This window comes from Streptomyces sp. URMC 127 (assembly GCF_051386535.1).
GTDB lineage: Bacteria > Actinomycetota > Actinomycetes > Streptomycetales > Streptomycetaceae > Streptomyces.
On the sequence record NZ_JBPQTW010000026.1, the window covers coordinates 33,142 to 55,734 of the forward strand.

The 22,593-nt window shown below is 71.7% G+C and carries 23 protein-coding genes and 1 pseudogene; 18 read left to right on the forward strand and 6 right to left on the reverse strand.

Features of this window, described 5'->3' with window-relative positions; all coding sequences use genetic code 11:
- Positions 1-75: 75 nt before the first annotated feature.
- The gene (gene cdgB, locus ACSNOH_RS09210) at positions 76-1,833 is read right to left on the reverse strand and encodes a diguanylate cyclase CdgB (RefSeq protein ID WP_436720744.1); all 1,758 of its coding nucleotides are present in this window, start codon (positions 1,831-1,833) and stop codon (positions 76-78) included.
- Between the two features lie 340 nt (positions 1,834-2,173).
- Between cdgB and ACSNOH_RS09215 the strand changes: the two genes are divergently transcribed.
- Complete coding sequence (locus ACSNOH_RS09215) at positions 2,174-2,725, forward strand: flavin reductase family protein (RefSeq protein WP_436720745.1); 552 nt, start codon at positions 2,174-2,176, stop codon at positions 2,723-2,725.
- Between the two features lie 117 nt (positions 2,726-2,842).
- Here ACSNOH_RS09215 and arfB read toward each other — a convergent pair whose 3' ends face one another.
- Entirely contained in the window at positions 2,843-3,280 is a 438-nt protein-coding gene (gene arfB, locus ACSNOH_RS09220) for an alternative ribosome rescue aminoacyl-tRNA hydrolase ArfB (protein ID WP_436720766.1), read from the reverse strand.
- Positions 3,281-3,506: 226 nt separating this feature from the next.
- Here arfB and ACSNOH_RS09225 point away from each other — a divergent pair, with 226 nt between their 5' ends.
- Positions 3,507-4,082 (forward strand): TerD family protein, encoded by a 576-nt coding sequence (locus ACSNOH_RS09225; RefSeq protein WP_436720746.1) that lies wholly within the window; start codon positions 3,507-3,509, stop codon positions 4,080-4,082.
- A gap of 150 nt (positions 4,083-4,232) precedes the next feature.
- Here the strand turns inward: ACSNOH_RS09225 and ACSNOH_RS09230 are convergent, their stop codons facing one another.
- Positions 4,233-5,456, reverse strand: a complete 1,224-nt coding sequence (locus ACSNOH_RS09230; RefSeq protein WP_436720747.1) for a Cmx/CmrA family chloramphenicol efflux MFS transporter — start codon at positions 5,454-5,456, stop codon at positions 4,233-4,235.
- A gap of 321 nt (positions 5,457-5,777) precedes the next feature.
- Between ACSNOH_RS09230 and ACSNOH_RS09235 the strand changes: the two genes are divergently transcribed.
- The 12 genes from ACSNOH_RS09235 to ACSNOH_RS09290 all read left to right on the forward strand — a co-directional run bounded on the left by ACSNOH_RS09235 (position 5,778) and on the right by ACSNOH_RS09290 (position 16,187).
- On the forward strand, positions 5,778-6,362 hold the full coding sequence (locus ACSNOH_RS09235) for a TetR/AcrR family transcriptional regulator (RefSeq protein WP_436720748.1): 585 nt from the start codon (positions 5,778-5,780) through the stop codon (positions 6,360-6,362).
- A 90-nt stretch (positions 6,363-6,452) separates the two neighbouring features.
- Positions 6,453-7,253 (forward strand): cupin domain-containing protein, encoded by an 801-nt coding sequence (locus tag ACSNOH_RS09240; protein WP_436720749.1) that lies wholly within the window; start codon positions 6,453-6,455, stop codon positions 7,251-7,253.
- Positions 7,254-7,275: 22 nt separating this feature from the next.
- On the forward strand, positions 7,276-7,716 hold the full coding sequence (locus ACSNOH_RS09245) for a luciferase domain-containing protein (protein WP_436720750.1): 441 nt from the start codon (positions 7,276-7,278) through the stop codon (positions 7,714-7,716).
- A gap of 123 nt (positions 7,717-7,839) precedes the next feature.
- Positions 7,840-8,607 (forward strand): oxidoreductase, encoded by a 768-nt coding sequence (locus tag ACSNOH_RS09250; RefSeq protein WP_436720751.1) that lies wholly within the window; start codon positions 7,840-7,842, stop codon positions 8,605-8,607.
- 347 nt (positions 8,608-8,954) lie between these two features.
- Positions 8,955-9,140 carry a tautomerase family protein gene (locus ACSNOH_RS09255; protein WP_398382613.1) on the forward strand — a complete coding sequence of 62 codons (186 nt, stop codon included), beginning with the start codon at positions 8,955-8,957 and terminating at the stop codon, positions 9,138-9,140.
- Positions 9,141-9,420: 280 nt separating this feature from the next.
- On the forward strand, positions 9,421-11,235 hold the full coding sequence (asnB, locus tag ACSNOH_RS09260) for an asparagine synthase (glutamine-hydrolyzing) (RefSeq protein WP_436720752.1): 1,815 nt from the start codon (positions 9,421-9,423) through the stop codon (positions 11,233-11,235).
- Positions 11,232-12,293 carry a PrpF domain-containing protein gene (locus tag ACSNOH_RS09265; protein ID WP_436720753.1) on the forward strand — a complete coding sequence of 354 codons (1,062 nt, stop codon included), beginning with the start codon at positions 11,232-11,234 and terminating at the stop codon, positions 12,291-12,293. Before asnB ends, ACSNOH_RS09265 begins: the two co-directional genes overlap by 4 nt.
- Positions 12,272-13,411: an acyl-CoA dehydrogenase family protein gene (locus ACSNOH_RS09270; protein WP_436720754.1), complete on the forward strand. Its 1,140-nt coding sequence runs from the start codon at positions 12,272-12,274 to the stop codon at positions 13,409-13,411. Before ACSNOH_RS09265 ends, ACSNOH_RS09270 begins: the two co-directional genes overlap by 22 nt.
- Before the next feature lie 17 nt (positions 13,412-13,428).
- Complete coding sequence (locus ACSNOH_RS09275; protein WP_436720756.1) at positions 13,429-14,853, forward strand: dihydroorotase; 1,425 nt, start codon at positions 13,429-13,431, stop codon at positions 14,851-14,853.
- 16 nt (positions 14,854-14,869) lie between these two features.
- Complete coding sequence (locus ACSNOH_RS09280; RefSeq protein WP_436720757.1) at positions 14,870-15,373, forward strand: flavin reductase family protein; 504 nt, start codon at positions 14,870-14,872, stop codon at positions 15,371-15,373.
- A gap of 232 nt (positions 15,374-15,605) precedes the next feature.
- Entirely contained in the window at positions 15,606-15,806 is a 201-nt protein-coding gene (locus ACSNOH_RS09285; protein WP_436720759.1) for a hypothetical protein, read from the forward strand.
- Between the two features lie 183 nt (positions 15,807-15,989).
- Positions 15,990-16,187, forward strand: a complete 198-nt coding sequence (locus ACSNOH_RS09290; protein ID WP_436720760.1) for an antitoxin — start codon at positions 15,990-15,992, stop codon at positions 16,185-16,187.
- A 24-nt stretch (positions 16,188-16,211) separates the two neighbouring features.
- Here ACSNOH_RS09290 and ACSNOH_RS09295 read toward each other — a convergent pair whose 3' ends face one another.
- Together ACSNOH_RS09295 and ACSNOH_RS09300 are read right to left on the reverse strand one after the other, a co-directional pair.
- Entirely contained in the window at positions 16,212-16,769 is a 558-nt protein-coding gene (locus ACSNOH_RS09295) for a GNAT family N-acetyltransferase (protein WP_436720761.1), read from the reverse strand.
- 68 nt (positions 16,770-16,837) lie between these two features.
- A complete protein-coding gene (locus ACSNOH_RS09300; RefSeq protein WP_436720767.1) occupies positions 16,838-17,383 on the reverse strand; it encodes a GlcG/HbpS family heme-binding protein in 546 nt (181 codons plus the stop codon).
- A 357-nt stretch (positions 17,384-17,740) separates the two neighbouring features.
- Between ACSNOH_RS09300 and ACSNOH_RS09305 the strand changes: the two are divergent.
- A pseudogene (locus ACSNOH_RS09305) lies at positions 17,741-18,789 on the forward strand (sensor histidine kinase); the annotation flags it as partial.
- On the opposite strand, the gene ACSNOH_RS09310 reads toward ACSNOH_RS09305, so the two are convergent.
- Complete coding sequence (locus tag ACSNOH_RS09310) at positions 18,739-19,449, reverse strand: PIG-L deacetylase family protein (protein WP_436720768.1); 711 nt, start codon at positions 19,447-19,449, stop codon at positions 18,739-18,741. The pseudogene ACSNOH_RS09305 and the gene ACSNOH_RS09310 sit on opposite strands and share 51 nt — an antisense overlap.
- 291 nt (positions 19,450-19,740) lie before the next feature.
- On the opposite strand from ACSNOH_RS09310, the gene ACSNOH_RS09315 reads away from it, so the two are divergent.
- The 3 genes from ACSNOH_RS09315 to ACSNOH_RS09325 all read left to right on the forward strand — a co-directional run.
- Entirely contained in the window at positions 19,741-20,811 is a 1,071-nt protein-coding gene (locus ACSNOH_RS09315; RefSeq protein ID WP_436720762.1) for an ABC transporter substrate-binding protein, read from the forward strand.
- Positions 20,812-21,885, forward strand: a complete 1,074-nt coding sequence (locus tag ACSNOH_RS09320) for a FecCD family ABC transporter permease (protein ID WP_436720763.1) — start codon at positions 20,812-20,814, stop codon at positions 21,883-21,885.
- A gap of 113 nt (positions 21,886-21,998) precedes the next feature.
- A partial coding sequence (locus ACSNOH_RS09325; RefSeq protein ID WP_436720764.1) for an ABC transporter ATP-binding protein occupies positions 21,999-22,593 on the forward strand: 595 nt, incomplete at its 3' end.

Here is a 22,593-nt window from a genome sequence, read left to right on the forward strand (position 1 = left end):
AGGCGGCGGTGCCGCGTTTCGGCGAAGACTACCGCGACGCGGCGACACCTCGCCGTGGGCTGCCTCAGCCCGACCTCAACCCGCCCGCCGACCTGCCTTGGCGCGCGACCGCTTTTCGACGTACATGCGCTGGTCGGCGGAGTGCAGCACCTCGTCGGCGGACATACCGCAGCCCGCCCAGCCGATGCCGAAGCTCGCGCCTACCCGGACCGCGCGCCCGTCAACCCTGATCGGCGGAAGGATCGCGCTGCGCAGCCGGACGGCGAGATCCTCCGCGTCGGCCTGGGTGAGGCCGTCGGCGAGGACGACGAATTCGTCACCGCCGAGCCGGGCGACGGTGTCGCCCTCGCGGACGCCGTTGCTGAGGCGCCGGGCGACCTCTATGAGGACGGCGTCGCCGGTGTGGTGGCCGAAACGGTCGTTGATGGCCTTGAAGCCGTCGAGGTCGCAGAAGAGCACGGCCAGGCCCTTGGTCCCGTCGTCCGGGCCGTCCTCGGGCGGGGCCACGGCGTGGACGTGCCCGGGATAAGCGCCGTCGTGGGTGCCGCAGCCGGGCTCGTCCGGGGCGTAGTCGGGCCCGCAGTCGGGCGCGTGGTCGGGGCCGCCGTCGGCGCCGAAGCCGTGGGCGTAGGAGCCCTCCTGCCCGTACGCGGCACCGGCCGGCCCCTCGACGCCCTCCACCTCCGCGAAGCCGTCGAGACAGCCGTACGGGGCCGCCACGGCCGCCGGGTGCGGCTCGCTGCCGGGGACCCGGCCGCACAGCCGGCTGCTGAGCCGGGCGCGCAGCTCGGCGCTGTTGGGCAGGCCGGTGAGCGAGTCGTGGCTGGCGCGGTGGGCCAGCTGCAGCTCGTGCCGCTTGCGCTCCTCGATGTCCTCGACGTGGGTGAGCAGGAAGCGCGGCCCGTCGGCGGCGTCGGCCACGACCGAGTTGCGCAGCGACACCCACACGTACGTGCCGTCGCGGCGCGCGAGCCGCAGCTCGGCCCGGCCGCCCTCGGCCGAGGTGCGCAGGAGGGTGCCGATGTCCTCCGGGTGGACGAGGTCGGAGAACGAATAGCGGCGCATCTGCGACGCCGAGCGGCCGAGCAGGCGGCACAGGGCGTCGTTGGTGCGGTGCAGGCGGCCGTGCTGGTCGCCGCCCATCTCGGCGATGGCCATGCCGCTGGGCGCGTACTCGAAGGCCTGGCGGAAGCTTTCCTCACTGGCGCGCAGGGCCTGCTGCTCGCGCTCCAGGCGGACGAGGGCGCGCTGCATGTTGGCCCGCAGGCGGGCGTTGCTGATCGCGATGGCGGCCTGGAAGGCGTACATCTGCAGCGCCTCGCGGCCCCAGGCGCCGGGGCGGCGGCCGTTGCGCGGCTTGTCGACGGAGATGACGCCGAGGAGCTCGCCGCCCGCCGCCCCCGCCGTGTACATGGGGGCGAAGAGGCGGTCCATGGGATGCCACTCGTCCGGGAAGCGGGGGGCGGGGCCGGCGGTGTGCCACTGGGGCACGTCGTCGTTGTCGAGGACCCAGCCCTCGGTGTACGGGATGAAGCGCAGCGCGCCCCACTGGTCGGCCATGGCCAGCCGCCGCTCCCACGAGACGCGCGAGCCGACCCGCCCGGCCATCAGCGCCTCGGCACCGGCGCTGCCGGCGACGGCGGCGACGACGAGGTCACCGTCGGGCCGCACGAGATTGACGGCGGAGAGCTCGTACCCCAGCCCGGTGACGATGCCGTCCGCGACGGTCTGCAAGGTGTCCGCGAGACTTCGCGCCGTGTTCAGATCGGCCACCACCTGATGCAGCCCGCGCAACGTGGCGAGGCGGACATACGGCTCCGACTCGGTCTCCATCTTCGCTCTCCCCCGAGACCTCGACAGCAACTCCAGGCTTCTTGTCGTCCGTTTACCACGGCCACTGAATCACAGCGAGCTGACCACTCGGTACACAGGGTCAACAATTTGGGCGCTCTGTGACTCATGTCACAATGCGTGATGAGGTCCCGCTACTGGCGGGGAAAGAAGTCCTTATGCTTCGTGAACGCAAATCCGGAACGGTGCGGACACCCGTCCGGACGCCGTTCCGAACCCATGCGGACAACTTCCGGAAGGGTTCCGGCACCCTTTCGACCTAGGACCCGACTGGTCCTGCAGCCCGATGCGGGGGCGCGGTGGGCGGACTAGCGTGCACAGCGTGTTGCAGACGACTCAGCCCTACGAGACCGCCATACCCCATCCTGAAGGGGTGAGCGCCGATGAGTTCCGTGCCGCCCTCGCCCGCCTCGCCGCCGGCGTGGTGCTGGTGACCGCGCACGACCCGGAGCACGGTCCGCGCGGCGAGGACGTCGGAATGACGGCGACCGCATTCCTCTCCGTATCGCTCGAACCGCCGCTCGTCATGGTGAGCGTTCGCAACGATTCCCGCATGGACGACCTTCTGGAGCGGCAGCCGCTGTGGGCGGTGTCCGTCCTCTCCGAAAGCCAGCGGCACATCGCCGGCCGCTTCGCGATGAAGGGCAGGATCAGCGACCGGCTCCTCTTCGAGGACATCCCCCACGCGCCGGGGGCGGCCACCGGGGCGCCCGTCGTGCGCGGCGCGCTGTCGGCGCTGGAGTGCCGGACGGAGCAGCGGGTGCCGGCCGGGGACCACACGCTGGTGATCGGCAGGGTGCTGACGGCGACGGCGCCGAGCACGGAGAGCGGGCCGCTGATGTACTTCAAGGGGAAGTACCGGCACCTGGGGTGAGCCGCGGGAGCCGCGAACGCCTTCCGGCCTGCGGCCGACTTCCCGGGCGACTTGCCCCCGTGTCTTTCCCGGGTGACGTGCCCGGGTGACTTACCCGGGTGACTTGCTGCCCGGGTCTTACGACCAGTCCTTGCCGGCGCGCCCGCGTTTGGTCTCGGCGCGCTGCTTCTTCTGCCGCAGCCGCCGCTCGTTGATGCCGCGCGGGATCTTCGTGGGACGGCGCGGCATCGGCGGCGGCGCCGTCGCCTCGGCGAGCAGCGAGGCGAGGCGTACGGCGGCGGTCTCGCGGTTGCGCCACTGCGAGCGGTGCTCGGAGGCCCGTACGGTCAGGACACCGCCGACGAGCCGGCCCGCGAGCCTGGCCAGGGCGCGCTCCTTCCACACCTCCGGCAGGGCTTCGGTGCGCGCGAGGTCGAAGCGCAGCTCGACCTGGCTGTCACTGGTGTTGACGTGCTGGCCGCCGGGGCCGGAGGAACGCGAGAAACGCCACTGGAGCTCGGCCTCCGGCAGGGAGACCGAACCGCGGATGACGTAGGGGCCGGACATGCCCCCTATGATCCCGCGCCGGCGGGGACACGTCACGCCGTTTTGCGCCGGGGGCGGAGAGTGCGTCAGGTGCGTGACGCGCCAGGCGGGCGCCTCACGCGTCAGGGCTGTGCAAAGAAGGTAAAGCCCGGTGGAACCCCGGGGCCCCCGGGCAGCGTTAAGAAGGGTGACGGTGACCCGCGTGCCGCGGTGCGCTGCAAACCGACGCAGACCTGACCAGAAAGGGACAATTCCCATGGCTGTAAGCCTGTCCAAGGGCGGCAACGTCTCCCTCACCAAGGAGGCCCCGGGCCTGACGGCCGTCACGGTCGGCCTCGGCTGGGACGTCCGCACCACCACCGGCACGGACTTCGACCTCGACGCGAGCGCGATCGCCGTCAACCCCGCGGGCAAGGTCTACTCGGACGCCCACTTCGTCTTCTTCAACAACAAGTCGACGCCGGACCAGTCCATCGTCCACACCGGTGACAACGTCACGGGCGCCGGCGAGGGCGACGACGAGCAGATCAACGTCAACCTGGCCGCCCTCCCGGCCGACGTCGACAAGATCGTCTTCCCCGTCTCCATCTACGACGCGGTGGCCCGCAGCCAGAACTTCGGCCAGGTCCGCAACGCCTACATCCGCATCGTCAACCAGGCCGGCGGCGCCGAGCTCGCCCGCTACGACCTGAGCGAGGACGCCGCCACCGAGACCGCCATGGTCTTCGGCGAGCTCTACCGCAACGGCGCGGACTGGAAGTTCCGCGCGGTCGGCCAGGGCTACGCCTCGGGCCTCCAGGGCATCGCCCAGGACTTCGGCGTCAACGTCTGAGGTCCGCCGGTTCACGGACGGAAACCGGAACCCGCTCGGCTCCGGCCCGCTGCTCACTCAGCGGACCGGAGCCTTCCGGCGTGAGGCCCGGGGGTCGGCCTCACATCTGTGGCACCCTCCCGGCCGGGGGCCGGCGGAGGGTGGGCCGGCTCAGCCCACAGGGCTCGCCGGAGCGGACAGCGAAGCCTCCTCCGTAGCCTGCGCACCGCCCGCGGACCGCCCCCGCCGGCGCTCGGCGGCGTCGACGGCCGTGCCCGCCAGGGCAGTGACCAGCGCCCCGAGGGCGAAGACGAGCCCCACCCAGCTCGGCGACAGATAGCCGTGGCCCGCGCTGATGGCCAGTCCCGCGACCCACGGTCCCACAGCGTTGCCGATGTTGAAGGCGGAGATGTTGCTCGCGCTCGCCAGCGTCGCGGCGCCCTTGGCCTCGTTGAGGACCCGGGTCTGCAGGCCCGGGTTGATGAGGAAGCCGGCCACGCCGAACACGACGATCGTCACGGTCATGAGGACCTTGTTGTGCGCCGTCGCGGAGAACAGCGCAAGGCTGGCCGCCAGCAGCACCATCCCCATCCACAGCGTCCGCATGAGATTCCTGTCGGCGAGCCTTCCGCCCAGCGCACTGCCGCAGAAGGTGCCCACGCCGAAGAGGACGAGCAGGACGGGGACGACGCCCGAGGAGAAGCCGGTGATGTCGGTGAGCAGGGGCGCGATGTAGGAGTAGCAGCCGAACAGGGCGCCCTGGCTGAGGGCGGTCGTGGCCAGGCCCAGCCACACCCTGCCGCTGCGGAAAGCGGCAAGCTCCTTGCGGATGCTGGTCTCTTCGGCGGACTTGTGCGAGGGCACCAGGGTGATGACGCCGATGAGGCCGATCAGGGCGAGCCCGTTGACGACCCAGAACGGTGACCTCCATCCCCAGTGCTGTCCCAGGAAGGCGCCGAGCGGCACGCCGGCGATCGTCGAGATGGTGAGCCCGCCGAACATGATGGCGATGGCGCTCGCCCGCTTGGAGGGCGGCACGAGGTCCGCGGCCACCACGGCGCCTATGCCGAAGAAGGCGCTCTGGACCACGGCGGTGACCACCCGGGCGACCAGGAGCACGTTGTAGCTCTGCGCCGTGGCCGCCATGGTCTGGCCGACGAGGAAGACGATGAGGATCACCACGAGCGTGGCCTTCTTGGGCAGCCGTGCGGAGACCAGCGCCACGGCCGGCGCACCGACAGCGGCGCCCACGGCGAACGCGGAGATCAGGACGCCCGCGGCGGGGATGGAGACGCCGAACGCCTCGGCCATCTCCGGCAGGAGCCCGGCGATCATGAATTCGGTAGTGCCTAGGCCGAAGATCGTCAGACCCAGGACAAACAGGGCAATGGGCACGGGAACGCTCCAAGGGCGGAGTGGGGCTCTGCAGAGGATGCGAGGGCTGCGGCCGGCCCCGGCCCGTCACGGGCCTCCGGGGCACCCGAACGCGCACAAAACCTCGGCGGAGTGAGACACCGAGCGGCGGCGACAGCCGGAGTGATGGACTCAGACGCTAGCCATGCTGGATCGATCAGTCCAGTAAGCAGGAAGGGCGTATCGCTCAACTCACCGTAAATCACCGGCACATGGCAACACTTCAGCCATGCACTGTCTGAAAACACCGCCATCGCAAGGAATTTTCTTGACCGTTCGTTCCAGGGTTCATACGGTCGAGCCATGACGAGACAGCGCAGCTTCGCGACGGACGAGGCCCTGCTCAAGATCATGCAGCTGTTCTGGACGAAGGGGTACGAAGCAACCTCGATCGCAGACCTGTGCGAGGTCACCGGTCTGGGGCGCGGCTCGCTCTACGCCGCCTTCGGCAGCAAGCAGGAGGTGTACGAGCGGTCCCTGCGTCACTACGTCGACGTCACCAACCGCCACCTCCGCGATCAGCTCGCGAAGCGGGTGCCGATCCGGCAGGCCGTGCGCGACCTGCTGCTGGAGCGCGTCGAGGGCTCGCTGACCGACCAGGAGCGCCCCGGCTGCCTCCTCGTGGGGGCGATCGTCGAGCGTGCCGCACGGGACCAGGGCGCGGCCCGCATCGCACGGGACGCCATCAACGCCACCCGGGCCGCCTTCGCGTCCGCGCTGCACTCCGCCCGGGCCGCGGGAGAGATCCCGTACGAGACCGACGTGGACGCCGTCGCGGCGTTCCTCACCATGACCGTGCAGGGCCTGCGCGTCATGAGCATCTCGGTGCCCGCCCGGGAGCTGCTCGTCTCGATCATCGACACGGCACTCGTCGCACTGCCCGGGTAATTCGCCGTTCGCCGCAGGGTGCCTTTGCCACGGGGGACCGTGAGCCGTACGAACAGCCGCGTTCCGAACTGCTCAAGGAAGGAATTGCACATGCCTGCCAGCGACTCCAAAGGCTGCATCATCCGCCGTTCCGAGTTCGCGTTCTCATCCTTCGACTGGGGACGAGTGGCCGAGCCGGTGGGACCCGCCATGGGAGCGGAGCTCGTCAAGCTCAATGTCGTGGAGGTCGCCCCGAACGCGGTGTGGCGCCTGGGCTGGGCCTTCGAGGAGGAGAACACCGTGGTCGTCCTCGAAGGCTCCGGCCACGGCGACGTGACCGGTGAACGGTTCGCACTGGAGCGGAAGTCCTCCCTCTACTCGCCCACCGGCCGCACGCTCGAACTCACCGCCGGCGAAGCGGGCATGACGGCCTACGTGTGGCGCACCAAGCTCCAGGGCGGCGAGAAGCTGGGCACCGCGCCCAAGATCTCGGGCGCCCTGAGCGACGACGACGTGCAGTTGCGCGGGTTCTCCGGCCTCGGCGAGGGCCCTGCCGAGGGACAGGGCGCGGTCATGAACTTCGTCTTCTGGCCGGGAACCGGCAGCGCCCGCCTGTGCCTGCACTGCGGCATGCAGGAGCCCGGGCAGACGTTCAACGTTCACATCCACCCGGAGAGCGAAGAGGCGTTCATCGCCGTCGAGGGCCTCGGCCAGCTCTACATGGACGACCAGTGGAACGACGTCACCGCCGGGGACGTGCTCTTCGCACCTCCCGGCGTACCGCACGGCGCCCGGAAGCCGGCCACCGACGAGCAGGGCGAACAGGGCGCGACCTTCATCACCTGCGGCGGGCCCACCCCGTTCGACCCCGCCCTCTACCGTGCCGCCGGCGTGTCCGCCGACGTCAAGTGACCACCAGGACAGGAGAACTCACATGAAGCTCCCGCAGAGGCCGGGGCCCGCCCCCCGCACCCGTGGTCCGGTCCCGCACGGGCAGCTGGACCAGATCGCGCCGACACCGCTGCAGGAAGAACTCTGGCAGCGCATGCGGTCGCTCAGCGGGGTGTACCTGGCACCCACGCACGTCCCCTATCCCGAGGCCCGCGCCATCCACCTCGCGCCCGAATTCGGCACCGGCCCCGACGACGCCTTCATCCGCAGCAGCCGTGAATTCGCCCACCAGCACCCCCCTCAGGACGGCAGCCTGCACCTCACGCTCCCCGGCGAGCTGAAGAAGTCGGTCACGGAGGCGGGCTGGGGGGTTCCGCACCCGGTCCAGAACACCCAGCTCGTCTTCGGCCCCCGCGACCGGGACGAGCTGGAGGTGATCTGGCAGGTGCTGCTCTCCTCGTACGACTACGCCCGGGGCCGCTGAGTCCGCCGCCCCGAAGCCCTTCTCTTGTCCACGAGAGCCTCGCAGCTTCACGCGCTCCACCAACTTCACGAGCTTTACGAGCGTCACGAACGTGTTGTCAGACCTTGAGGAAGGAATCAGCAAATGACGGTGAAAACGGCCGTGGTGACGGGCGCCAGTAAGGGGATCGGCCTCGCTGTGACCCGCTTCCTGGAGGAGGACGGCTTCCGTGTCGTCGGAGCCGCCCGCACCATCACCCCTGAGCTGAAGGAAACGGCCTCGCTCGCCGTCTCCGTCGACCTGGCCACCCCGGAGGGGCCGGCGGAGCTGATCCGGCAGGCGCACACGGCCTTCGGCTCCGTGGACGTCCTCGTCAACAACGTCGGCGCGTTCTCGCCCCGGACCAGCGGGTTCGCGGCGATCGACGACGCGGAGTGGCAGCAGACCTTCGAGCTCAACTTCTTCGGCGTCGTCCGCGCCGTGCGCGCCGCGCTGCCGCACCTGATCGAGAGCCAGGGCGCGATCATCAACGTGTCGTCGGCGCGGGCCCGCGGCCCCCAGCCGCCCACCGTGGACTACGGCGCCGCCAAGGCCGCGCTGACCAACCTGAGCAAGGCGCTGTCGATGGAGCTCGGCCCGAAGGGCGTCCGGGTGAACACCGTGTCGCCCGGCCCCACCCGCACCCCCGCCTGGACCGACGCCGACGGCTTCGGCGCGGGCCTGGCCGCTTCGGCGGGCAAGTCGCTCGACGAGTTCCTCGAGGGCTTCCCCGCCATGGCGGGCCTGACCACCGGACGCCTGACCGAGCCGGAGGAGGTGGCCGAGGTGGTGCGCATGCTCGCGTCCGGCCGCACCCGGGCGGTCAACGGCGCCGACTTCACGGTCGACGGCGGGCAGCTCAAGACCGTCTGACACCCGAGCGCGAGGGGCCCGGCTCTGACCGACAGGGCCGGGCCCCTCCCTCTTTCCGCACCCGGAAAACATCTCGAAAAATAAATCTTCGCGCCGGTTTATTGCGAGTACACACACCGCCGGCGGCTTTACCATGCGCACTTCCCGATAGATGTAATCTGAATGCGATCCCGATCACAAGGCATTGATCGCCACCCTGGGGCTGTGGTGACATGGAGCCAGAGCGATCGGGGGGACGTCTTTTTCGGAGCATCCGCCGTGACCATGAATTCGGCACGCCCGAAAAGACGCCGAAACACCACCCCTGGAACGCTATCCATGCAGACAACAGGGGGAATTCAGCGATCATGCCCGTTATCACCGTCGACTGGTGGCGCGGAAACGACCACGACGACCGGCGCGAACTGATCGAAGAAGTATCGGCCACCGTTTCCCGGATCGCCGGCTGCCCGCTCGAAGCGGTCACGGTCGTGATCCGCGACGTCGACCCGAGCTACTGGGGCAAGGGCGGAAAGCCGGCCTCCGAACTCTGAGGCCCACCGGGGCCGGCCCGTTCGCCTTCATCGCGTCTGCGCACGTACGCGCGCATCTTCCGGCGAGCATTTTCGGACCCGCATCTCCGGTGCCATATCTTCGGGCACCGTTTACTGGGCACATTCTCCCGGATACGCAGGACACGCACACCGCCGCGCGCGCACGAAATCGCGTAAACGAAAACCGTGTCGGCGCTTTATGCGGCCAACCATACCACCCGTTGACCAGGCGCTTTCCCCACCGGCGCCGAAATCACGAACAAGGTTCGGTGATGCAGTCATGTGCAGAATCTTCGGACATTTTGCCGCCGAGGCGACACCCCACGAATTGAAGACGGTCGCCGCCCTCCAGCGGCACGGCGGCCCGGACGCCCAGACCCGGGCGGAGGGCGCCGGATGGGCACTGGGAAACAACCGGCTGGCAATCATGGACCTCGACGGCGGCGACCAGCCGTACCGGCTGGGGGACCACATCATCGCGGTCTTCAACGGCGAGATCTACAACCACGCCGAGCTGCGCCGGAAGCTGACCGCGAAGGGCCACACCTTCACCGACACCTGCGACGGATCGATCATTCCCGCCCTCTACGCCGAATACGGGCGGGAGTTCGTGGAACACCTCGACGGCATGTACTCGATCGCCGTCGTCGACCTCCGTGGTGAACCCACGATGCTGCTGGTCACCGACGAAGCCGGCATGAAGCCGCTCTACTACCACTGGGACGCGTCGGCGCGGCACCTGTACTTCTCGTCCGAGCTGCCGGCCCTGCTGTCCTTCCGCAACGTCCCGGCGCGCCCGTGGGAGCCCGGGCTGGACGCCTACCTGGCGACCAAGACCCCCTTCGGGGAACAGACGATGTTCGACGGGATCGGCGTTCTGCCTCCGGCCGCCATCGCGTCCGTCACGCGCAGCGGCGGCCTGCGCATCACGCGCCGCCCCCTGCGGGACGCACCGTTCGCCCATGGTGACGCGGCCGAGGCCGCGGGCCACGTCCTGGCGAGCCTGCGCGAGGAGGTCCACCGCCTCACCCTCGCCGACGTCCCCGTCTCCACCATCACCAGCGGCGGGCTCGACTCCAGCCTGATGACGGCGCTCGCGGCCGGCAAGGTGAGCGATCTCCACACCTTCAACATCGCCTACCGGGGCACCTGGCCGTCGGACGAACGCGCCTTCGCCCGCGAGGTCGCCGAGCGCTACGGCACGCAGTACCACCAAGTGGAGATCGACCCCGCGTCGTTCCCGTCCCTGCTCCCGGACGTGGTCTGGCACTTGGGCCAGCCCAACGCCGACCCGATCACGCTCAGCACCTACGCCCTGTTCGCGGCCGTCCGCGACGCCGGGTTCAAGGTCGCCATCACCGGTGACGCCGCGGACGAGCTCTTCGGCGGCTACGACCGCATCAAGGCGGCGGTCAACGCCCCGTACGGCACGGACTGGGTTCCGGACTACGTCGAGGCGCTGGCGGCAGTGCCGCGCTCCCTGCGGGAATCGCTCTACTCGCCCGACTACCGGACCTTCACCGACGCCCACGGCTCGTCGTCCGACGCGATCGCCGAGAGCCTGCGCGCGTCGGGCACGGACACCATGACCACGCTGACCGAGTTCGAGATCGGCGTCCGGCTGCCCGCCTACCACCTGCGCCGCGTGGACCACCTGAGCATGTCGGCCTCGGTGGAGGTACGGCTCCCGTTCTGCCAGCCGAGCGTCGTGCGCTACGCACGCTCGCTCCCCGCCGAGTTCAAGATCTCCGGGGCCAAGGGCAAGAAGATCCTCTACGAGGCCGCGGCCGGGCTGCTGCCCGACTCCGTGCTCAACCGCCCCAAGCAGCCGTTCACCCTGCCCGTGACCGCCATGCTCCGGCCCGGGGCGCCGCTGATGGAATTCGCCCGGGACATCCTCGCGCCCGAAACGGTCCGCCGGCGCGGCCAGTTGGACCCGCACCGGATCGATGCGCTCTTCCGTACCCAGGCGACCGCTCCGAACGACCCCACGGCCATGGCGATCTGGTCCCTGATGGTGCACGAGCTCTGGCTGCAGCAGTTCTGCGGACCCGCCGCCCGGGCCGCGGCGCTCCCGGTCGAGAGCCCCCGGTGATCGGCCACATAGCGCAGGCGGAGGGCGCCCCGACTCCGACCATCGTCCTGGACGGCACCCGGCTGCCCCGCGACGGAGCGCGGCTGCGCCCCGTACTGACCGTCATCCGCAAGTGGCTGGAGAGCATCGGCCAGGGACACGTCCTCAAGATCGCACTGGTGTCCCCCTCCGCACACCCCCTGTTCGACCTGGACTACCAGTTCGTACAGGCGCTGCCCGGCGGTCCCGACCGGTTCGACTTCCGGGGAAGCTGCGGCCACTCGATCCTGGCTTCCGTGATCTCCGCCGAGGAGCGCAACTGGCTGCCCCGGCTCTCCCCCGGCGGCCGGGTCCGGGTCAAGGTCCTCAACAACGGCGACCACGTGGTCTGCGAAGTGGACGAGGCGCGCCGCCGGAGCGGCAGCTTCACCGTGCACTTCCTCCAGGACACCGAGGTGCGGCTGCGCGACCTGCTGCTCACCGGCCGGCCCACGGACCAGCTGGTCACCCCCTTCGGCGTCCACGAGGCGTCCCTGGTGTCCATGGGAAACCCGTACGTCTTCGTCGATGCCCGCCGTTTGGGCCTTGAGGACGAGCCGGCTCTCTTCGCCGCCGGTGACGACGTCTACGAGCGCATGCTCAGCATCCGCGAAGCGGCCGCCGACCTGCTGAACTGGCCCAGGACGGGCACGTTCCCGAAGATCGCCGCACTGGGCTGCTACGCCCCCGGACGGTTGTCCGTCCGGGCCGTGTCCGTGCCCAAGTGGCACCCCAGCGTGGCCCTGACCGGCACGATCTGCCTGACGGCCGCCACCGGCATCGCCGGCACGGTACCCGCCCGCCTCGCCCGGGACGCAGGGCTGGCACGGGACTTCCTCGAGATCGGGACCGTCTCCGGCGGCACGGCCGCCAAGGCGTCCATCACCCCCGCCGCCGGCGCCGCGGACGGCACCGACGACGTCCTGCACTGGGTCAGCGTCAGCCGGAAGCTCGCCCGGCTCACCGCACCCACCGACATCGTCCCCCTGCGGGACTACCACTACCAGGAGGACCCGGCATGCCTGCCACTGACCGTCTGAGCCCCACCCCGTCCCGGGAGCACCTCGCCGGACACTACGAGCCCCTGCTGGAAGTCCTCCGCGCCACCGCCTCCGCTGCCGACGACGCCGCGGAACTGCCCGAGGACGTCCTCACCGCGCTGCGCTCCTCGGGCATCCTGGGCGCCGCGATCCCCACGGAGCACGGTGGACTCGGCGGCGACGCCGTCCTCACCAACCGGCTGGTCGAGCTCGTCGCGACGGCCGACCCCTCCCTGGCCATCATCCTCTTCCAGCACTACGCGGTCAGCGCACGGATCGGCGAATGGGGCTCCCCCGCGCAGCAGGACCGCTACCTGCCGCTGCTGGCGAGCGGCGAATGGCTCGCCGCATCGGCGTGGAGCGAGAGCGGGGCCGGTGCGGACAAGCGCAACCTGTCGACCACGGCGGAACGCCACGACGACGGGTGGCGGCTGAACGGGGCCAAGACCTTCACCACGGGTGCCGGCCTCGCCAGGATCTACCTCGTGCTCGCCCAGTCCTCCCGCCCGGACGACACGCACACCACGTACGGCAGCGACGGCCAGACCTTCTTCCTGGTCGAGGCCGACACCCCCGGACTCGTCGCCGACACGGGCATGGACCTGGTGGGCATGCGCGCCTCGGCCACGGGCTTCGTGGAACTGAACGACTGCAGGGTCGGAGAGGACGCCGTTCTCGGGCCGGTCGGGAAGGCGGCCTCCATCATCGCCGGAGTCCGCGAGTCGGGCGCGACGCTGGGGGCGGTGTCCGCCGGCATCGCCGCCTCCGCCTACCGGCTGGCCCGTGCCCACGCCGAGCGCCGGGGCTCGGCCGGCCATCAGGCCGTGCGTCACCGCCTGGTCGACCTCGCCGCACGTGCCGAAGCCGCCGGGGCCATCGTGGAGCGGGCGGGCCGCAAGGACGGCGCCGAGCCCGGCACAACCACCCTGTACAGCAAGCTGATCGCCTCCACGATCGCGGAAGAGGTGTGCCAGGAAGCCCTGCGGCTGCTCGGCAGCGCCGGTTTCCTGCGCGGCCACCAGCTCAACAAGCTGGCCCGCGACGCCCGGGCCGTCGGCCACATGGGGCCGACCAACGACCTGTGCAGGGACCTGGTGAGCGCCGGGTGGTCCGCGTGAAACGGACGGACAAGAACGTGACCGCAGCGGCAGCGCCCACGACCGGCACGGGGCCCCGGCCGGGAACGGCATTCGACCTGCTCGTCACCAACGCCCGCGTCGTCACTCCCCAGGGCGTGACGGCCGGCGGCGTCGCCGTCCTGGACGGCCGCATCGCGAAGATCAACGAGGCGGGGGAAGCCCTTCCCGCACGCCGCACGATCGACGCCGAAGGACGCTACCTCCTGCCCGGAATCATCGACTCCCACGTGCACTTCCGGACCCCCGGACTGCTCTACAAGGAGGACTGGGAGCACGGCAGCCGAGCCGCGGCGGCCGGCGGTGTGACGACGGTCATCGACATGCCGAACACGCAGCCGCCGCTGACCGAGCCCGAGGCAGCGGCCGGAAAATCGGCCCTGATCGAGGGCAGGTCCCTGGTGGACTACCGGTTCCACTTCGGTGTGACCGAGACCAGCGTGGACAACCTGCGCCGGCTCACTCCGCGCCAGGCCACGTCCGTGAAGGTCTTCATGACCGGGCACCACACGGCCCCGCATGTCATCCGGGACCCCGAGGTGCTGGAGCGCATCTTCGCGATCGCCGCCGAGCGCGGGCTGCGGGTGGTCCTGCACGCGGAGGACGACGCCGTCTTCTCCCTCCTCGACGGGCTCAAGGGCGATCCCGCCGAGTACCGCGACTACGAACCGTCGCGTCCCCGCAGCGGTGGGATCGTGGCCGCGGCCCGCGTTATCGAACTGGTCCGCAAGCACGGCACGTCCGTCCATGTGGTGCACGTATCCTCCGCCGAGGAGTCCGAGCTGCTGCGCGCCGCGCACCACGCCGGCCTGCCCGTCACTCACGAAGTGACCGCCCACCACCTGTCGTTCTCCTCCGACGACACCGAGAGGCTCGGTGCGCGGATCCGCCTCAGCCCGGCCATCCGCTCGGTGCGGGACCAGCAGGGGCTGTGGCAGGCGCTCGCCGACGACGCCGTCGCCACGATCGGCAGTGACCACGCCCCGCACACCGTGGAGGAGAAGACGCGATCCGTCCAGGACTCCCCGCCCGGACTGCCCGGTGTGCAGGAGCTCCTCACCGCGGTGTTCACCGGCATGCGCCGGCGGTTCCCGGACATGCCGCTGGACGAGGTCATGACCCGTATCGCACGGTTCGCCTCCCGGCGGCCGGCGGAGCTGTTCGGCATCGCCGGGCGCAAAGGAAGCATCGCACCCGGGCTGGACGCGGACTTCACGCTCTTCGACCCGGACGCGGTGTGGATGATGTCGGCCGGCCACGTCCGGTCCAAGTGCGGCTGGTCGGCGTACGAGGGCTGGACCTTCACCGGACGGCCCGACGTCACCGTGCGCCGGGGAGAGATCATCTTCGACAACCGCGGAGACGGCCCCGTCTTCGGCGCCCCGACAGGTGAGTGGCTGGACGCCGCGCCGGCCACGACGTGAGGAGTGGACGCCCCCCATGCCCATCGATCCCCGTGACTTCACCCGGGCCATGGCCCGGGTGCCCGGTCCCGTGACCGTGGTCACCACCGTCAGCCCCTCCGGGGAGCGCCGGGGGTTCACCGCGAGCTCCTTCAGCTCGCTCTCCCTGGACCCGCCGCTGATACTGGTCTGCCTGGACAAGAATGCGAGCACGCATGAGGTGTTCGTGGACACGGACCGGTTCCTGGTCAACGTCCTCGCGCAGGACCAGTCCGGCGTCGCCCTGCGCTTCGCCGCCTCGGGCACCGACCGTTTCGCCGCGGGCGACATGGTGCCCTGCGAGTTCGGGCTGCCCGGCCTGGCGGAAGCCACGGCCCGGCTGGCCTGCTCGACGCACGAGGTCCTCGACGGCGGCGACCACAGCATCCTGGTCGGCCGTGTCGAGACGGCGCACTCCGGCGACAGCGCCCCGCTGGTCTACTGCGACCGCTCCTTCGCCCGGCCCGCCCCCGCCGAACCGGCGCTGGCCGCCACCCGGTGACCACCGGGGCGGAAGGCCCCTCATGGCTCTGCTGTCCGCAGGCCATGAGGGCCCGGCCGGGCTGGGAGGCCGCTCAAGGTGGGTAGAACCAAGGCGAGCAGCTCGCCCATACCACACGACCGGCCGATTGCGCATACTCCGTAACCACCTGCTGAGCAGCGGAGTTGGGGTTCGTCGGGGCGGGTACGTGTTACCCAAGGAGGGGAACCCGTGGAGACAGGACTCACGCACCATGGACGACGGCGACTCACTCGAACGCATTCTCGCAGCGGCGATCAGGGACAGGGACCGCGAGCCCGAGCTCTGCCCGGGGTGCGGGCAGCCCTTGCGGGTCGTCGTCGTGGCGGAGAATCCCGGCGACGCGACGTCCCCGGTGATCGTGCGCGGCGTCTGCCCCGCGTGCCCCAGGGAGCTGGGCGCGGCGGCCCCCTGAAACACCTCGCGCTGGCCTGCCCCAACTGCCAGAACATGATGCAGCACATGGGCAACGGCGTGTACAAGTGCTGGAGCTGCGGATACACCAGCACAGGGTGAAGCGCGGGGGTGTGCCCACGGATGCGGGCGCGGCCGGATGCGGAGATGCTGGTCGGGTCAGCGTTCCGTGAGGAGGACGGCCATGTCCATGCTCGACAAGCTCAAGGGCCTGCTCAAGGGCCATGAGGACACCACCCGGCAGGGTGTCGAGAAGGCGGGCGACGCATTCGACGCCCGGACGGGGGACAAGTACCGGAGCCAGGTCGACACCGCCCAGCAGAAGATCAACGAGCAGCTGGGGGCACAGGAGCAGCGGCCCGAGGAGCGGCCGCCGTCCTGAGCCGGGACCGGTGACGGCCGGCGGTCACCACAGGCGGTCCACCTCGCCCGGGTACAGCCCGATGCGGCTCCGCTCGAAGGCGCCCGCGGCGCCCCGGCCCCGTGCCGTGAAGAAGGCGCCCATCGTGACCTTGTCGAAGCCCGGCTGATCGCTCGGGAACGGGTCGCGGGGCGTGCCGCCGATCAGCACCGTCCCCGGCAGGACCTGCCAGCCTGCGCTCTCGTAGAAGCCCCGCAGGGGACGGTCGCAGGTGAACAGCCCCACGTCCGCGCCGCTCGCGGCGATCGCCTCACGGGCGGCGGCCACCAGCTGCCGCCCGTATCCCCTGCCCCGATGTGCCGTGTCCGTGACGACGGCGCTGAGGCCGGACGCCCGGTACGACCGGCCCCCGTGAATGATCTCCTTGGACAGGATGTCCAGGGCCGCCCGTACGCCGCCGTCCGGCGCGACGAGCAGCATCGCCAAGGGCCGCAGGGCCGGGTCGTGGGGGCCGCCGCCGGGCCACGCCTGCTCCTGCAGCGCCTGGACCTGGGCCCGGAGCCCGGACGGCGTCTCCGGCTCCGGCATCGTGAGGATCCGCACGCGCCCCTCCCTCTGCTCCCGGCTCGTTCTACCGGCTCGTTCTACTGGCTCGGCGGCATCCCCGCAGGCTAGCCCAGCGCCGCCGCGCCCGCCCGGGCGAACTTCTCGTCCAGGTCCCCGCTCGGCGCCCCGGCCACGCCGATGCCGGCCACCGGCGCGCCCTTGACCTGGACGGGCGTGCCGCCCGGCAGGAACAGCGTGCCGGGGATGTCCTTGAGGTTCGGGACACTCTTGAGGCGCCCCACGAGCTCCGAGGTGGGGGCGTTCCAGGAGACGGCCGTGAAGCCCTTCCGGACGGCCGACTCGTACGACTGCGGGCCCGCGCCGTCGCCGCGCAGGGTCACCAGCGTGTTGCCGTTGCGGTCGACCACCGCGACGGACACCTTCTGGCCCTCCTGCTTCGCCGCGGCCAGCGCGGCCTGGGCGGCGCGCGTCGCCGCGTCCACGGACAGGTGCGCGGACTGGGTCACCCCGCTGCCGGCCACGGACACCGGAGCCCGGCGCTCCGCCGCGGGCGAGGCCGTCGCCGAGACGGCCCCGAACGTGCCGGCCGCGACGACGGCGGCTCCGGCCGCGCCCACGAGCACCCGGCTGCGGACGGAGAGCTTCCGCAGCGCGGACTGTGCGGACTCGACGGACTCGGCGGACTCCGCGGACTCGGCGGGCTTCGCAGACTTCATTTCGGCTCCTCAACAGGCCAGTGATCTTCCTCGGCTTTCCTTGCGCTCTCCATCCTTCGCGCCACCCGCGCCGCGGGCATCGGCGTCCCGGCTGCCCCCGGGGTCAACCGATCGGCTGATGCGGGAGCCCGCTGCGCGGGTTAGGAACAAGAGGTGACCCTTCCCGACGACGGCCCCGACGCCGGCACTGACGCCGGCACTGACGCCGGCCCTGAAGCCAGTCCTGACGACAGCCCCGGCAACGGCGCCGAGGCCCGCACCGACCCCGGCGCCCGCCGCCTCGCCCTCGTCATGCACGCCGCCTTCTTCCTGCTCCTCTCCGCCTCCTTCGCGCGCTTCCTCATCCGTCACCCCGGAGAGCCCCGCACCCGTGGATCGTCGCCCTCAGCGTGCTGCTGGCCCTGCTCTACGTGCTGAGCCCGGCCTTCGCCCGCCCCGGGCCGCAGCTGCTGTGGCTGACCGCGGTCGTTGCGGCGTGGGTGGTCCTCGTCGTGCTCGCGCCGAGCTTCGCGTGGTGCTCGGTGCCCCTGCTCTACACCGGCCTGCGCACCCTCCCGGCCCGCGCCGCCGTCCTCCTGGTCGCCTTCCTCACCGGTCTGGTGGTCGTGGCCCAGCTCCGGCTGTCGCACGGCTTCGACCCCACCCTCGTGCTCGCCCCGCCCGCCGTGGCCGCGGTCGCCACCGCCGTCTTCCTCCACATGCAGCGCCAGACGGAGCGGCAGCGCGCCCTGATCGGCGACCTGGTCCGCACGCGGCGCGAACTGGCCGCCACCGAGCGGCGCGAGGGGGCGCTGGCCGAGCGGCAGCGGCTGTCGATGGAGATCCACGACACCCTGGCCCAGGGGCTGTCCAGCCAGCGCATGCTGCTGCAGGCCGCGGACCGCACCTGGGACGCGGACCCGCAGGCCGCCCGGCGCCACACCCGTACCGCCGCCGAGATCGCCGCCCGCGGCCTGGCCGAGGCCCGCCGCTTCGTCGACGACCTGGCCGCTCCGCAGTTCGACGGCGGCGCACGGCTGGAGGACGCGCTGCGAGCGCTGGCCGCCTCGGAGACGGCCGAGGGGACGGGGGTGCCCGTGCTCTTCCACCTCGACGGGACGCCGGTCGCGCTCCCGGACGGGGTGCGGGCCGCGCTGCTGCGGATCGCCCAGGGCGCCCTGGCGAACGTCCGCGAGCACGCCGGCGCGGCGACGGCCGCCCTCACCCTGAGCTACCTGGGCGACCAGGTCGTCCTCGACGTCGCCGACGACGGGCGGGGGTTCGCGCCGGGCTCGCCGCCCGCGCCCCCGTCAGCGGCTGAACAGCTCGAACGCCACGCCCTGCCGCCCCCCGAACCGCGCCGCGACGCCCCGCATGCCGCCCTCCAGGAACGTCCGGCAGTACGTCTCCGGATCCTCCTTCGTCAGCGCTTCGATGTACGTGCGGTGGCAGAGGAGCGAGGCGACGGCCCGCTCCAGGCCGCTGCTCGCGTCGACGGCGTGGGTGGGCTGCGGGGAGCCGGCCACCGCCACGTAGCGCACGCCGTCCCAGGGCACGAGGCCCTCCTCGGCGAGGTCGGGGAAGATCCAGCGGTTGCCGGCGTCGGCGACGGCGTCGAGGACGGCCCGGCCGACGTTGCGGTGGTCGGGCGTGTTCCAGTACGTGCCGCCCCAGGTGTCGTGGTGGTTGAGCGTCAGGACGAGCTCGGGGCGGTGGCGGCGGATCGCGGCGGCGAAGTCGCGGCGCAGGGCCGTGCCGTACTCGATGACGCCGTCGGGGTGGCCGAGGAACTCGACGGTCGCCACCCCCACGGCCGCGGCGCTCGCCCGCTGCTCGCGCTCGCGCAGCGGCCCGGCCTCGGCGGGGGAGAGGGTGTCGATCCCGGCCTCGCCGGAGCTGGCCAGCAGATAGACGCACTCGCGGCCCTCGTCCAGCCAGGTGGCGATGGCGGCGGAGGCGCCGTACTCGAGGTCGTCGGGGTGGGCGACGATCGCGAGGGCGCGCCGCCAGTCGGTGGGCATCTCCTTGAGCTGACGGGCGGGCTGCTCCGCCCCGGGCAGGGCCTCCGCCGCCTCCGCCGCCCCCGCCGCGGCCGTCGCATCCGTCACGTCCGTCGCATCCGCCATCACGGTCTCCCTCAGCCTGTCGGATCCGCCCCGGGGCGCGCCGCGCGCCGTCGGCAGGGCGTTCGATGCAGCCTACGTCGCGGTTCTTCGCGACACGCGGGAACCCGGCGCTCCCGCGGTCCGACTACCTGATCCGGGACCGCACCGGCGGGCCCGTTGCGAACCGGAACTTCCTGGAGTTGTCTGATGCGCCCTCGTGCGTGGTGCGGTGTCCTGGCCGCTGTGGCCCTGTCGGCGACGGCCTGCGGCGGCGGTGGCGGTGGCGGCGGTGAGGCGGAGAAGACCGACGGCGCCGGGGCCGGCGCCCGGTCCGGCTTCCCGGTGAGCGTCACGGACTGCATGGGCGCGAAGACCACCTTCGACGCGGCGCCGAAGAAGATCGTCACCAGCAACGCCGCGGGCCTGGAGCTGCTCATGTGGCTGGGCGCGGGCGACAAGGCGGCCGGCACGGGCTTCCCGCCCGGCAACGGCGCCATGCCGGGGCAGTACGCGGACCGGGCGGCGAAGGTGCCCGTGCTGGGGAAGACGGTGATCCCCAAGGAGAAGCTGCTCGGCTCGGGCGCGGACCTCTACGTCGACGCGTTCTCGTCCATGAAGAACATGGGCAAGGCGGGCGACGCGCCGACGGCCGAGGAGTTCAAGGCCGCCGGCATCAAGCACGTCTTCCTGAAGTCGACGGCCTGCGCGGCGATGAACAAGACCCCGCGGACGGACCTCTCGGGCGTCGAGGCCGACATCGAGGAGCTCGGCAAGGTCACCGGCACCTCCGCGCGCGCCGCCGAGCTCGTCCAGGAGATGCGGAAGAAGACGGGCGCCGTGCGCGACGCCCTCAAGGACGTCCCCGCGGAGAAGCGGCCCTCGTACTTCTTCTTCGACTACGACGCGGGCACCAAGCAGCCCATGGCCGTCTGCAACCGGCAGGTCGCCAACGCCGTGATCGGCATGGCCGGCGGCCGCAACGTCTTCGACGGCTGCGACGGCGACTTCAAGCCGGTGGGCTGGGAGGACGTCGTCGCCAAGAACCCCGACTGGATCCAGCTCGGCGTCCGCAACCGCGGCAGCGAGGAGGCGAACGCCAAGGCCTTCGACGAGGCCGCCGAGTTCCTGCGGACCTTCCCCGCCACGAAGGACCTCACGGCGGTGAAGGAGGGGCGCTTCCTGCGCATCGGCTCCGAGCGGACCACGATCGGCGGCGTGCGCAGCGCGGACACCGTCCGCGAGATCGCGCACACCCTGCACCCGGACCGGGTCAAGTAGATGGCGGCGCTCACCACGGCGGCCGCGGAGGGGGCGCAGGAGCGCGAGCCCGGGGCGCGGGCGCCGTGGGTGGCGGCCGCGCTGGGCGCCGCGCTGCTGGTCGCGCTGACGGCCTCGGTGTGCCTGGGCTCCTCGGACGTGCCGCTCGCCGACGTGTGGTCCTCGGTGGTGCGCGGGGTCACCGGCCGGCAGCCGGTGCCGGGCACCCAGGACCTGATCGTGTGGCGGCTGCGGGTGCCGCGGGCGCTGCTGGCGGCCGTGGTGGGCGCGGGACTGGGCCTGGTGGGCACCGCCGTGCAGGCCCTCGTCCGCAATCCGCTCGCGGACCCGTACCTGCTGGGCATCTCCAGCGGGGCCTCGCTCGGTGCGGTCGCGGCGATCGTGCTGGGGGCGGGCGCGGGCGGGCTGCTGGGGCTCGGCCTCTCGGCGGCGGCGTTCGCCGGCGCGCTCGCGTCGTTCGCGCTGGTGTGGGCGATGGCGCGGCGCGGCGGCGGGTTCTCGCCGCTGCGGCTGGTGCTGGCGGGCGTCGGCATCGGCCAGTTCCTGTCCGGCTTCACGCACTACCTGGTGCTGCAGGCCGGCGACGACCAGCAGACGCACGGCGTGCTGTTCTGGCTGATGGGCTCCCTCGGCGGCGCGCAGTGGTCCACGCTCGGCGTGCCGGCCGCGGCCGTGCTCCTCGGCCTCGCCGCGCTCCTCGCCCGGGCCCGCGCGCTGGATGCGGTGCTGATGGGCGACGAGACCGCGGCGGGGCTGGGCGTGGACGTGACGCGGCTGCGGCGTGAGCTGTTCGTGGTGACGAGCGTGCTCACCGGAGTGCTGGTGTCGGTCTCGGGCGCGATCGGCTTCGTGGGGCTGATGGTGCCGCACGTGTGCCGGATGGTCGTGGGCGGCGCGCACCGCGTCCTGCTGCCGGTGGCCGCGCTGTTCGGCGCCGTCCTGCTGGTGGTGGTCGACCTGGTGGCCCGTACGGCCCTGCCGGACCAGGAGCTGCCGGTGGGTGTCGTCACGGCGCTCGTCGGTGCGCCGGCGCTGCTGTACCTGCTGGACAGGCGCCTGGTGGAGAGGGGTTGACGACAGTGGACGGGACAGGCGGGACGCACAGGACAGGCGGGACGGACCGGCCGGGCAGGACGGACCGGCCGGGCAGGACGGAAGGGACGGGCGGAACGGGTGGGACGAGCGGCATGAGGATCGCGATCGAGGACCTGGAGGTGTCCCTGTCCGGGCGGACGGTCGTCTCCGGGGTGCACCTCGTCGCGGAGGAGGGCGAGATCGCCGGTCTGGTCGGGCCGAACGGCAGCGGCAAGTCGACGGTCCTGCGCACCGTCTACCGCTATCTGCGCCCGCACGCGGGTTGGGTGCTGGTCGGCGGCACGGACATCGCGTCGCTGACCGCGGCCGAGTCGGCCCGGCGGGTGGCCGCGCTCCCGCAGGAGCGCGGCAGCGACTTCGAGCTCTCGGTACGGGCGGTGGTGGCCATGGGCCGCACCCCGTACAAGCGGGCGTTCGCGGGCGAGGACCGCGCCGACGCGGAGATCGTGGCGGCGGCGCTGGCGGGCGTCGGGCTCGCGGGGGCGGAGAAGCGGCGCTTCTCGGCGCTGTCGGGCGGCGAGCGCCAGCGGGTGCTGCTGGCCCGGGCGCTGGCCCAGGACCCGCAGGTGCTGGTCCTGGACGAGCCGACGAACCACCTGGACGTCCTGCACCAGGTCGAACTCCTGGCGCTGCTGCGGGCGCAGCGCCGCACGACGCTGCTGTCCCTGCACGACCTGAACGCGGCGG